General features: G+C 38.2%; 11 protein-coding genes. 6 read left to right on the top strand and 5 right to left on the bottom strand.

Going from position 1 to position 12,921, the window contains the following annotated elements:
- Position 1: 1 nt before the first annotated feature.
- The 4 genes from OQ268_RS16045 to hemW all read right to left on the bottom strand — a co-directional run bounded on the left by OQ268_RS16045 (position 2) and on the right by hemW (position 3,809).
- Positions 2-787 carry a DUF3050 domain-containing protein gene (locus tag OQ268_RS16045; protein WP_265857604.1) on the bottom strand — a complete coding sequence of 262 codons (786 nt, stop codon included), beginning with the start codon at positions 785-787 and terminating at the stop codon, positions 2-4.
- 284 nt (positions 788-1,071) lie between these two features.
- Positions 1,072-1,623 carry a fasciclin domain-containing protein gene (locus OQ268_RS16040; protein WP_265857602.1) on the bottom strand — a complete coding sequence of 184 codons (552 nt, stop codon included), beginning with the start codon at positions 1,621-1,623 and terminating at the stop codon, positions 1,072-1,074.
- Positions 1,624-1,847: 224 nt separating this feature from the next.
- Entirely contained in the window at positions 1,848-2,630 is a 783-nt protein-coding gene (locus OQ268_RS16035) for an SDR family oxidoreductase (protein ID WP_265857600.1), read from the bottom strand.
- A 42-nt stretch (positions 2,631-2,672) separates the two neighbouring features.
- Positions 2,673-3,809, bottom strand: coding sequence for a radical SAM family heme chaperone HemW (hemW, locus tag OQ268_RS16030; protein WP_265857598.1), 1,137 nt, complete (start codon positions 3,807-3,809; stop codon positions 2,673-2,675).
- 397 nt (positions 3,810-4,206) lie between these two features.
- On the opposite strand from hemW, the gene OQ268_RS16025 reads away from it, so the two are divergent.
- The 6 genes from OQ268_RS16025 to porN all read left to right on the top strand — a co-directional run bounded on the left by OQ268_RS16025 (position 4,207) and on the right by porN (position 10,867).
- Complete coding sequence (locus OQ268_RS16025) at positions 4,207-5,187, top strand: DUF4271 domain-containing protein (RefSeq protein WP_265857596.1); 981 nt, start codon at positions 4,207-4,209, stop codon at positions 5,185-5,187.
- 14 nt (positions 5,188-5,201) lie between these two features.
- Entirely contained in the window at positions 5,202-5,972 is a 771-nt protein-coding gene (locus OQ268_RS16020; RefSeq protein WP_265857594.1) for a uroporphyrinogen-III synthase, read from the top strand.
- A gap of 223 nt (positions 5,973-6,195) precedes the next feature.
- Positions 6,196-7,521, top strand: a complete 1,326-nt coding sequence (porK, locus tag OQ268_RS16015) for a T9SS ring complex lipoprotein PorK/GldK (RefSeq protein ID WP_265857592.1) — start codon at positions 6,196-6,198, stop codon at positions 7,519-7,521.
- A 41-nt stretch (positions 7,522-7,562) separates the two neighbouring features.
- Positions 7,563-8,372 carry a type IX secretion system motor protein PorL/GldL gene (porL, locus tag OQ268_RS16010; protein ID WP_265857590.1) on the top strand — a complete coding sequence of 270 codons (810 nt, stop codon included), beginning with the start codon at positions 7,563-7,565 and terminating at the stop codon, positions 8,370-8,372.
- A gap of 40 nt (positions 8,373-8,412) precedes the next feature.
- The gene (gene porM / locus OQ268_RS16005; protein ID WP_265857588.1) at positions 8,413-9,948 is read left to right on the top strand and encodes a type IX secretion system motor protein PorM/GldM; all 1,536 of its coding nucleotides are present in this window, start codon (positions 8,413-8,415) and stop codon (positions 9,946-9,948) included.
- A 7-nt stretch (positions 9,949-9,955) separates the two neighbouring features.
- Positions 9,956-10,867, top strand: a complete 912-nt coding sequence (gene porN / locus OQ268_RS16000; protein ID WP_265857586.1) for a type IX secretion system ring subunit PorN/GldN — start codon at positions 9,956-9,958, stop codon at positions 10,865-10,867.
- Positions 10,868-10,930: 63 nt separating this feature from the next.
- On the opposite strand, the gene uvrC is transcribed toward porN, so the two are convergent.
- On the bottom strand, positions 10,931-12,769 hold the full coding sequence (uvrC, locus tag OQ268_RS15995) for an excinuclease ABC subunit UvrC (RefSeq protein ID WP_265857584.1): 1,839 nt from the start codon (positions 12,767-12,769) through the stop codon (positions 10,931-10,933).
- Positions 12,770-12,921: the final 152 nt, after the last annotated feature.

The following is a 12,921-nucleotide window of genomic DNA, read 5'->3' as shown; positions in this document are numbered from 1 at the left end:
ACTAGGCCATCACTTTATTTTTCATGATTTCATCATAAGCCGCATCCCAAAGTTCGATTCTGTTTTGTAGTGCTTTTTTAGTTGTCTCTTCTGCTTGCACCCAAAACGCCTCGTCTTTCTCACAAAGCTTTTCTGTCATTGATAAAGCCAGATGACTGTGGTGATCGCCATCTACCTCAATGTGACGCTCTAAATAGTATTTGAAGATAGACACCTTTTCAGGCTGCGTACTATTTAAATCATTAACAATACTGTAGAACATGTTAGGGATTAAATCTTCCCTTCCGAAAGTGAAACTGGCTGCCTGGAGATAAGTTTTTCCACTATTTATGGTATCAAAAGTAGATTTTACAAAAACTCTTGCCGCAGATGGTACTTCCGCCAACTCGAATGCCTGATCGAAGTCTCTTCCTTTTTGTAAAGATATAAGGAAGTTATTAATCGGCCTTGTATCAGCGCCGCATTGCTGCATGGCATCAAGATACAGTTCAAAATGACTTTTAATATTTCCATTCGCATCTACATCACTTTCTTCTCCTGCAACAATCTCATTTATGAGCTGGCGAGTAACAGCATCACCTACCGGAAACCAGGGCAATGTGGTACATGTTAGATTAATTTGCAAGGATTTCAGTAGCGACATAAAATCCCAGACGGCAAAAATGTGATGCTCCATAAAAACTTGTAGATCTTCCAATTCGCTTATCGCTGCATAAACTTTATGGTCGACAATCTGCTGCCTTAAAGGTGCAATGTTTGCCTGAATTTTTAAAATATTGGGATGCATGGTAGTTATTGATTAAAGATAATTCTCTTTTAAAATCACAGGTAGCAAGTTTCCTGGGTTGCAAATCTAAACACTTATAAGCTACTGCGTGTTAATTTTACAAAAGGTGAAGAATGGTTGACATTTCCGATAGCCACATCCCTAAACGAAAAACGTTCCTACAATAAAGTAGAAACGTTAAGTTGAAATCATCCGGGACGTGATTGATGTCTTGTTCTTAATCTAATGAGGATTAAAATTTAAAAGCTGCGCCAATTCTCTAGAGCTTGCCCATCTGTTAAATACTAGTTTGGCATTAATACGGTGTCAATTACGTGGATAACGCCATTTTTTTGATTAACATCAGCAATGGTAACTGTACTCATACCACCTTTTTCGTCTGTTAAAATTAATTTCTTACCAGACATTGAAGCAGTTAATTTACCTCCTTGAACTGTAGTTAATTCAGCCTTGCCGCCACCAGCTTTAATCGCTGCGGCAATTTCTTTACTACCCATTTTTCCAGCAACAACATGATAGGTTAATATTGTAGTAAGCATTGCTTTGTTTTCTGGTTTAACCAATGTTTCTACTGTTCCGGCAGGTAACTTATCGAAAGCAGCATTTGTAGGCGCGAATACGGTGAACGGCCCGTCGCCTTTAAGAGTTTCAACCAATCCAGCAGCTTTAACAGCGGCAACTAATGTAGTATGGTCTTTAGAATTTACCGCATTATCAACGATGTCTTTCGTAGCGTACATAGCTGCACCACCCACCATCGGATTTTTTTGTGCGTAAACTTGTGATGTAAATGCCAATGTTACAACGGCAATTGCAGATAAGATTAATTTTTTCATTATTTCTATTTTTAATGTTTCTGTTATTTGACTGCATTTACGACGGTGCGAGTACCTTTGGATTTCTTAGTATGATAAATTTCTTTAACACATTGAATATTAGTAAATTAATTTATTAATCTCGTAAACAACTAACAGTTTCGCTGAACCATTGAGAATCATTTTAGACAAAAAAAGCCTAAAAGTAATTTAACTTTTAAGCATGGCTCTATCGTTTTAAGGGCTTAAGTTACCTGGGCATTTTTAATACGTTTAGAAAAATATCTCGGGAAAAATCTTTTTAACCATACTGCCTTGGTTTCTTTTCCACCGATGTAAACCTCTTCTTTTTTTTGATTAAGGGCGGTTACAATTTGCTTTGCACACTCCATTGCCGACATTCCGTTTTCCTGTGCGTTGTCCATAACGCCTTGGTTACTTCCATCTCCTACTAGAGCATTTATAGAAACATTAGTTTTGATAAAACCTGGGCAAACTATTGTGATGTGGATGTTTTGATCAACAATCTCTGAACGTAAAGAATCAAAATAGCCATGAAGTGCATGCTTAGATGCAGCATAGGCCGACCTTAATTTAGTGCCAAACTTACCTACCAGGCTACTTATAACCACAATGTGTCCAGAGCCATTTTCCATCATACCAGGTAAAACTGATTTGCTCAATACGGAAGTGCCCCAAAAGTTGGTATTCATTATCCGTTGTTCTGTTTCCAGATTGGTATCTAGCATTAAACTTCGCTGACTTACACCGCCAGCATTAATCAAAACGTCTATTTTCCCAAAAATCTTAACCGCATCTGCTGCTTTTTGTTGCAAAATAGCTGTTTCACTTAAATCAAACGGAAATACGTGAACATTAAAAGAGTTTTGACAATTGCTTTTAACCCTAAAGAGTTCGTCGCGGTTGCGTCCGGAGATAATAAGCTTATCTCCAGACTTGAAATATTGGTAAACCAATGCCTCACCAATTCCCGAGGATGCACCCGTAATCCATATAATTTTAGACATATCTTTTAATATTTGTTAGCATTATGCGCCCTGGCGCTAGCCCTAGTTTAAATTATCTACAATGAATAATGAAGATGCAATGTGATCGGCAAATAATTTGCCATCGGCACTCAACTTTATTTTTTTCTCTGATTTTAAAAGCCACCCATCGTTGTTTAGGCTATTGATGTTTTTGATAGTTTCCTCATAAAACATTTCGCCAAAATCGCTCCTAATTTTTTCTAAATCAATACCCCACATCGTCCTCAAGGATGTCATCATATATTCATTAAATCTATCATTGTTAGTGAGTTCTTCAATTACTTCAGGTAGTTTATCGTGTGAAAGTGAGTTGAGGTAGGCCGCATTGTTCGCTGGATTCATGAACCTATTCCTTCCGTCAAAACCGTGCGCCGAGGGTCCGATTCCGAGATATGGTATACCCCGCCAGTAATTGGTATTGTGAACCGCATAATGGCCAGGAATCGCAAAGTTAGATATTTCGTAGTGTTCAAAACCAGCCGTTTCAAGTTTTGCCATCAATAATTCGAACTGTCCTGCACTTTGTTGATCACTTACGGGGGTTTGATGTTTGTTTTTAATCGCATGTGCAAGCGCCGTTCTGGGCTCTACGGTTAAAGCATAAGCAGATATATGGGGTACCTGCAAAGTGATTGCCTTTGCTATGTTATTTAACCATTTTTCATCAGTAAGTAAAGGAAAGCCATAAATCAAATCGATAGAAAGATTTTCAAATCCAGCATCCTGACTTCTTTTGATGCAGCTTTCAGCCTCGTTAGCATTGTGTGCTCTATTCATCCAGATCAAATCTTCCTCATAGAAAGATTGAATCCCAATGCTAAACCGGTTTACAGGAAGTTGCTTTAACTCATGCAACTTCGCAGCCGTTAAATCGTCTGGATTTGCTTCTATGGTAATTTCGGCATCTTGGTTTACCGAGAAGGCCTTGTCAATGGTGTCGAAAATTTTCTGCAATGCTTGCAACGATAGGATGGAAGGCGTCCCTCCGCCAAAATAAACACTGTCTAAAGACCCAGTAATTCTATCTTTTTTCATCAAAATTTCTTTGCAAATGGCATTAACCATTTCATCAGCATATTGAAGTGATGTGCTGAAATGGAAATCACAATAATGACAAGCTTTTTTACAAAATGGAATATGTACGTAGATACCAGGCATGTTTTGATAAAGAATAAAGCATTTATCTTAAGCAAGATGCGAGCAAATTGTTACTTAGTTTTGTTTGCCTGCAAATAAAATAAAGTATCTGCCGCAGTAAACTAATTGTATGGCTTAATCGCATAAAGTTTAAAATACAAAGTTAGCGAATGTTATGGGCATGTAGAGACTTTTCATTTCTTCATATAAATTCAGAGTTGAATTATACTGGCATTCTAAAGGTTATTTGGCCTGATAAAGCAACAATAGAAAAGACAGCGCAAATCTTAAGCAGTTGCGGTATTACGGAGTAAGTTATTGCGCAAGGTCACCTCTATCCAATTAATCAAACCCGTTTTTTATTTAGGTAAAGAACGAATATTCAGCTATTTTTGTGTTTCCGCTACCGATTAAAGCAATGATGAAGCATATTTTCTTTTTCTTGATGACTATATTTTTTGCGTTTAATCTGCATGCGCAGGAAGATGTAGCCGCAAAAGATAGTGTGGTAGCTGTAAGTCAATATCGTTATAAGCGTTTTCGGTTAGATTCTGCTACACGAGCCCGACAACTGTTCGTTACTGATTCTATAATTCGCCATAGCTGGGTCTTGCCAGACAGTGCAATTAATAAAAATGCACTATTGGATAGTGTTGAACGAGAATTTCTCTTCCCTAAATTAGATTTGAGGGCCTGGCAACAAAAATATGCCGGGTATAAAAAAAAGGCTAATCCCTACCAAATAGGCAAACTCATCCCCAAAGGAAATGTAGGTTTGCTAGGCTTCATTTTCGCCATGCTTGTCATCTTTGCGATACTTAAGAATGCGTTCTATAAGCAATTGTCAGCTATTGTGCAGTCTTTTTTTAGCAATCGCATATTAAACAATATTAATAAAGAAGACAACCTGTTTAGCTCTTGGCCTTTTCTTTTATTATTTATTCAGTTTGGTTTTATTTTGGGGATGTTTTTTTTCCTTGTGGCGCAATATTATGACATGTATCAGGCCAAACATGGATTTAGATTTTTCTTTACCATCTCACTTACGATAATTGTTTTTTATGCGCTAAAATTAATCATCCTCAGATTTCTTGGTTACTTATTTAATGTTCAAAAACCAGTTGGTGAATACATCTCTATTTTATACCTCAGTTACTTTAATGCTTCATTGCTTTTCATCCCTCTAGTGGTAGCCTTTGCGCTATCCCCTTTAAAATACGGCGTAATTTATATCGGGCTGGCATTCTTATTATTAGGTATCATATTTGCTTTCCAATTGCTTAGAGCGGGGGTTACAATTCTTTCTAATAATAAGTTTTCTAAAATGCATTTATTTCTGTACTTTTGCGCCCTCGAAATATGTCCTATTTTGATATTAATTAAAACGATAGGATTGTAGCACGGACAAGGAAAATGCAAGAAAAGAACGACTCCAGAATTCGCAAAGTGAAAAGTATTTTGGTAACATTACCAAAACCTGAAACGGAAAAATCTCCTTATTACGATTTGGCTAAAAAACACAACCTGAAGGTTGATTTTCGGTCATTTATCCATGTTGAAGGCGTCCCCGCGAGAGACTTCAGAAAAGACAAGATTAACTTGGCTGATTTTACAGCGGTTATTTTTACTAGCCGTAATGCTGCAGATCACTTCTTTCGCATCTGCGAGGAAATGCGTTATGACGTACCAGCAGACTTAAAATATTTCTGTCTGTCTGAAACGATAGCTTTGTATCTTCAAAAATATATTCAATACCGGAAACGTAAGATTTTTTTCGGAAAACAGACTGCTGCAGACTTAGCGGAGGTGCTTAAAAAACACGCCAACGAGAAATTTTTATATCCTTGTTCTGATGTTGCTACGGAAGATACGATGAAGTTTCTTGAGAAAAGCGGATACGATTTTACACCTGCCGTTTTATTTAGAACGGTGGTAAGTGATTTATCTGACTTGGCAGAAGTTTTTTATGATGTAATTGCCTTTTTTAGTCCATCAAGCATACAATCATTATTTAAAAACTTTCCAGATTTTAAACAAAATAATACCCGTATTGCCGCTTTTGGTACTAATACAAGTAAGGCATGCACTGAGATGGATCTGATTGTAGATATCGCGGCTCCAACCCCTGGAGTTCCTTCAATGACGATGGCTATTGAGAACTATATCAAGACATCTAATAAATAATACATTTAATAATTTTTTTTTAGTCAACACAATAAAAGCGTAACTTTGCTGTTATAACAGAGTTACGCTTTATTTGTAACAAGATTATGCAGATGTGATTTCCTATAAACCAGCATTTTACATCCAATACAAACGATTTAACTAAAAATATTTGCAATTGTTGATAATTTCAATGATTTTTGATAAAATTGCTCCTAATCGTGCTTTGCACACTATAAAAAATATGAAGAAAATCTACCTTCTAGCTATTGTGGGTATAACTGTATTGCTAGCGAGTTGCGGTCATGGTGGCCAAGGTGAGTTAGTGGGTTCTTATAACCGAAAATTCAAGAATAACAGAATCCCTTTGGGTATGGTTTATATTCCACCAGGCCATACACCACTCGGCGGGTCTGATGAGGATATTACTTTCTCTCAGAACGCACCCAGCAGAATGACGACCATAAGTGCGTTCTTCATGGATCAAACAGAAATTTCAAACGCAGAGTATCGTCAGTTTACAAATTGGGTTAGGGATTCTATTGCTGTGGCCATGATGGGCAATCCTCAGCAGTTTATGATTACACCAAAAGGTAATGCTGCAGCGGCTGTTGGCGGTGAGAAATATATCGATTGGAAAAAAGTTGGACCTAATGGTGCAAACATCTGGAGAAATAAAGGTAAGAATGGTGCAGGAGCGCAAGCTGCTCAGTTAGATGGAATGTATTATTCTGGCTTAGATGCCCTTCCGGGAAAGAAGGAATTCGACGTTCGTAAATTTGAATATACCTACGCTGAGTTAAATATGGATAAGGCTGCAATTGGCCATAAAGATCCTAATAGCAAGCGCCAAGATTATATTGATCGTTATACCATTGCCATTTATCCAGATACAATGGTTTGGAAAACAGACTATTCATATTCGCAAAATGATCCCATGGTTCGGGCTTACTATAACCACCCTTCTTATGATGATTACCCGGTTGTGGGTGTAAGCTGGGAACAGGCTAAGGCCTTCTCTCATTGGAGAACCCGCCTTTACGACGGTGTTGCGCAAGCGAGAAAAATGCCGGTGGGATCGAGGTCTGATTATAGATTGCCTGCAGAAACAGAATTCGAATATGCTGCAAGAGGTGGTAACACTAAAACAAAATATCCTTGGGGCGGTCCTTATATTAGAAACACTAAGGGCTGTCTACAAGCTAATTTTAAACCAGGCCGTGGCGATTATTCTAGTGATGGTGGTATTTACACTGTTGGTGTAAGATCTTACTTCCCTAACGACTATGGTTTGTATAACATGTCTGGAAATGTATCCGAATGGACAATGACAGCATACAATAAAAGTGCATCACCATTACTTCACGATTTGAACCCCAACTTTACCTATGTTGCGGGTCCGAACGACAGCAAATACCTTAAAAGGAAAGTGGTAAAAGGCGGTTCTTGGAAAGACACTGGTTATTTTCTGCAAAACGCGGTATCAACCTACGAATACCAAGATACGCAGCGATCATACATCGGTTTTAGATGTGTTTCGTCTTACCCTGGCACCGACTTAAGAAACTAAACCAAACAATCTAGAAACTTAAAGAAAAACATCAAAATTTTATGGCAGCAAAAAAACAACCAGGCTGGTTACACGTAGCGATTTCATGGGGAGCAAGTATTGTAATTATCGGAGCGTTATTTAAAATTCTTCACATCGGAGGAATCTTAGGTAACTATATGATCGGGCTTGGCTTAGGAGTGGAAGCTTTCCTTTTCTTTTTAACCGGATTTTTCCCACCAGAACCAGAACCAGCATGGGATAGAGTATATCCAGAGTTAAGAACAGATTTTGATGGTGAGTTACCAAAAGCATCTGCAAGACCAGTTGCAAGTGTTGCATCTGCATCTAATACTGCTGCTTTAGATAAAATGTTATCTGATGCTAAAATTGGCCCAGAATTAATCGAAAGTTTAGGTACTGGCTTACGTACTTTTGGCGATAAAGTGGCAACAATCTCAAATGTGGCTGACGCATCTACTGCAACTAATGAATTTACAGGTAAAGTTAAAACTGCTTCTGCCGGTTTCGACAGCTTAAGCTCGGCGTTCGATAATGCAACCAAAAACCTGAAAGCCATGGGCGAGAGTAATGTAGATTCTCAAGCCTATCATGATCAGGTAAATAATTTGGCTAAGAACTTATCTGCCTTAAATGCAGTGTACGAATTGGAATTACAAGATTCTAGTGCACATCTAAAATCAATGAACAAGTTTTACTCTAACTTGTCCCTTACCATGCAAAACTTCAACGAATCGATGGAAGATTCGAAACAGTTTAAAGAAGAGGTGAATAAGTTGGCTAAGAACCTATCTTCATTGAATGCAATTTATGGTAACATGTTATCGGCTATGAATGGCCCACGTGTATAATTTATTTAGTTTTTAACTTTAAAGGGAAGCTACATAACACATGGCAGGCGGAAAAGAAACAACAAGGCAGCGGATGATCAATATCATGTATTTGGTATTGTTGGCGATGCTCGCCTTAAACGTATCAGATACAATTTTAGATGCATTCAAAAATATCAATGATAGTTTGGATACTTCTAAAAACAACGTAAATACAAGTATTAATCAGCTTTTTTCTGCTTTCGAAAATTCGAAATTAAAAGAAGAACCAGCACGTGCCCAACCAATATATGAGAAAGCACAACAAGCAAAGGCAGCGGCTGATGAGTTAAATAACTATATTGAAGGGATTAAAAAGCAGTTCACCCAAGCTGGTGATGGCATTGACGAAGAAACCGGCGATCTAGTGAATAGGTCTAATCAGGATATCGCTCAAGATATTATGATTAACAAAAAGGAGGCAGATAAGTTAAAAGCTAAAATCAATGCAACTCGCGAAAAATTGATTTCTCTTTTAGATCCTGCAGATCGTGAATCGGTATCGTTTTCTTTAGAGGCTAAAGATCCCGTTCGTAAGAGGAAGGGTAATTGGCAAGAAACTTATTTCGGAGAGGGTACACCACTTACTGCAGCGATGACTATTTTAACAAAGTTGCAAACCGACACGAAAAATGCCGAAGCAGAAGTAGTGAAAAAGTTATTTGGAAACATGGATAAGGCGCAGGTAAACTTAGATCAGTTTACTGCAGTTGCTGTGGCACCAACATCTTATGTAATTCAAGGCCAGCCTTATACCGCAGAGGTATTTTTAACAGCAAGCGATTCTAGATCGACACCAGATATTACGGTAAATGGTAGTAAATTAGCTATTAAAGATGGTAAGGGAACTTATAGCGGGGCTACTGGAAGTGTAGGCGAATTTACTTGGGTAGGTACTATCCGTGTGCGCCAAACCGACGGAACGATAAAAACTTATGCAACACAACCTCAAAAATATCAGGTAGCAAAACCATCAGCAAGTGTTTCTTCTGATAAGATGAACGTGATTTATGCTGGTATTGCAAATCCTTTTTCCGTTTCTGCAGCCGGTTTTCCGTTGGAAACGGTAAATGCTAGTGCTTCTGGTGCATCAATGAGTAAAATTGGTGCTGGTAAATATAACGTTATTGCAGATGGCAGCAAGGTTGGTGGCGAAGTTACTATTAATGTTACTGCTTCAAATGCGGGCAAGTCAGTATCACTTGGTTCTCAAAAATTTAGGGTTAAGGCTATTCCTGCGCCGGTAGCTAAAGTTGGTGGAAGAGCCGGAGGCGATATTGCTTCAGTACAATTGAAAAGCGAAAGTGAAATTGAGGCGGACCTTGATGACTTCCCTTTCGATGTGAAGTTCAAAATTCAGCGCTATAAATTAACCATTATCAAGCCAAGGTCAGATGCGGTTACCATAGCTGGAAGTGGCGGTGGTTTTGCCGGCGCCGTAAAAGGTGCTTTAAACTCAATTACACCTGGAACAAGAGTATTTTTCGAAGATATCGTTTCGGTAGGCCCAGATGGCCGCCAGAGAATTTTACCTTCACTAGCATTTAGTGTTAAATAAGAATAAGATGAAAAGGATTTTAACCATTGCTGTTTTAGGTTTGTTTACTTCAGTAGGCTTCGCACAGAAAAAGCCTACAAAGTTAGCGCCTAAAAATGCCGCTGCGGCACCTGTTGCTGTACCAGTAGATACTGTAAAGGCGCCTGTTAAGACAGCGAAAAAGAAACTTAAGGTTCCGCCTAAAGATGGTTTTTATGCACGTAAAGATATTGATAGTACCCAAATGGTACCTTTGGCAGACGTGCGTGAAGAGGATGTTTTCTATGCAAAGCGCATCTGGAGAGAAATTGATCTTCGTGATACAGTGAACTCGCCATTAAGGTCGCCAAAATCTCGTTTTATCGATGTGTTAATTTCAGCAATTAAATCTGAAGAGTTAACAGCTTATTCGCCTGTTGATAGCGCATTGAATGAGGATGATGCATTCCAAAATCCTATGACAGCAGATTCTGCGGCAAAGTCGGCTTTAGGAACGGCAGAGGTTTCAAATAACAAGACTGGTACCGTTACAACTGTTGTTAACGATTTTAATCCAGAGCTATTCTTGAAATTCAGAATCAAGGAAGATTGGATCTTCGATGTAAAACGTTCCATTTTTGAACCACGTATTGTGGGCATCGCTCCGTTAAAACTCAATGAAAGTTCTAAACAATGGCAACCGGTATTCTGGATTTATTATCCTGAAGCAAGAGAAATCCTAACCAAAAAACGTTTAATCAATACCAATAACGATGCATCTACTTTAAGTTTTGATGATTTCTTCATCCGTCGCTTATTTAGTAGTTACATCGTTAAAGAATCTAATCCAGGTGATAACAAAATTAGAGATATTATTACCGATCCTAGAGAGCGATTATACGAATCTGAAAGAATCAAAAAGTCTGTTTTAGATTACGAACAAGGACTTTGGGAATACTAAAAGCCAAACTTGATATTCTAAAAACCAAAAAGGAGCAAATTTCAATTTGCTCCTTTTTTTTGGCTATAATTCGGGTGTTGTTTCAATATTTGCTTCTGGTGTTTGGGGTCCGAAATAGTTTTGAAGGGTAAGCATCTGCTTTCTATTTAGTATCTCACTCAATTCTTTTTCTGTGGCTTCTCTTATTTTCTTTACCGATTTAAACTGCTTTAAGAGTTTATCTGCAGTTGTTTTCCCTATACCATCAATCTGTTCCAATTCAGTTTTAAGGGTGCCTTGATCTCGTTTTTTACGGTGGAAGGTGATACCAAACCGGTGGGCTTCATCCCGAAGCTGTTGGATGATCTTTAAAGTTTCCGATTTTTTGTCCAGATACATCGGTAACGAATCGCCCGGATAGAATAATTCCTCTAACCTTTTTGCAATACCAATTACCGTTACTTTATTCGCAATGTCAAGAATTTTCAAACTCTTCATTGCAGAAGAAAGCTGGCCTTTTCCACCATCAATAATAATCAATTGCGGCAAAGGCTGATCTTCATCCAACATGCGCCTATATCTTCGAAAAACAGCTTCTTCCATAGTGGCAAAATCGTTCGGGCCTTCAACCGTTTTAACGTTAAAATGCCTATAATCTTTCTTAGATGGTTTTGCATCCTTAAACACTACAATTGCAGATACCGGATATTTGCCCTGAAAGTTAGAGTTATCAAAACACTCGATGTGTTTAGGAAGTTGCGTTAACCTCAAATCCTTTTGCATAGTTGTTAAGATTCGGTCGGTACGCAGGTCAGGGTTCAACTTTTCGTATTGGTTCAGTTTCTCCTTTTTAAAGAACAATACATTCTTTTGCGAAAGCTCCAGTAGCTTCTTTTTCTCACCCAATTTCGGCACAGTGAACCGAAGTGTCTCATCTGCTAAAGAAAGCTCAAAAGGCACAATAATTTCCCTAGACGTACTGTTAAATTTGGTTCGAAACTCTAACATAGCGGTAATTAAAAGCTCATCATCGCTTTCATCAAGCTGCTTTTTTATCTCTATTGTTTGCGTCTGGATAATCGTACCATTCATAACCTTCAAATAGTTCACAAAGGCGTAACGCTCATCAGAGGCAATACTCACCACATCTACATTCGTTATGGCGCTATTCACCACCGTAGATTTGCTTTGGTATTTTTCAAGCACTTGCAATTTTCTGGAGTATTGGTGTGCAAGCTCAAAGTTTAAATCTTCAGATGCAGATTTTATAATCGCCTTTACATCCCGAATTACATTGCCAATTTTTCCATTTAAAATCTCCTTAATCTCCGCAATGTTTCTGTCGTAATCTAATTCACTTTGATAAGCCTGGCATGGCCCTTTGCAATTCCCGATCTGGTATTCCAAACATACTTTAAATTTACCTTCAGCAATATTATCAGCCGTTAAAGGTAAAGTACAAGTTCTAAGCGGGTAGGTTTCTTTAATAAGGTCTAGAATCGTATGCATCATACCTATAGAACCATAAGGACCGAAATAGGTAGAGCCATCTTTTATTACTTTACGGGTCCAGTAAATCCGTGGGAAGTGCTCGTTTTTAACAATAATCCACGGATAAGTTTTATCATCCTTTAGGTTAATATTGAACTTTGGCTGGTGCTTTTTAATCAGACTATTTTCTAGCAGCCAGGCATCAATTTCCGTATCTACAATGGTAAAGGTAATCTTTCTTATCTTAGATACCAGAACCCTCGTTTTTCCATTAAACTGCTGCTTGTCGCTATTGAAATAAGAACCAACTCTATTTCTCAAATCTTTAGCCTTTCCAATATACATTAATTTGCCCTCAGCATCCCAATATTGGTAAACACCAGGTTTATGCGGAATTGCGGTTAATGCTGTCTTATGGTCGAAACTACTCATCAATACAAAAATAGGTTGATTAAGCTAAATGCCACCTCACTCACTGAATAAATTTTGAATATCTTTTGGGCGTGCCCCAAGCTGCGCAAGGGTCAGGCTATCCGCTACAAGTCCTCACCCGAAAAGGCCTGTGCAAAAACAATGGGTACGTT

Origin of the sequence: Pedobacter sandarakinus (assembly GCF_026240095.1) — a bacterium.
GTDB classification, from domain to species: domain Bacteria; phylum Bacteroidota; class Bacteroidia; order Sphingobacteriales; family Sphingobacteriaceae; genus Pedobacter; species Pedobacter sandarakinus.
Note: the sequence above shows the minus strand (reverse complement) of the source record. Positions and strands in the feature narration are given on the sequence as shown.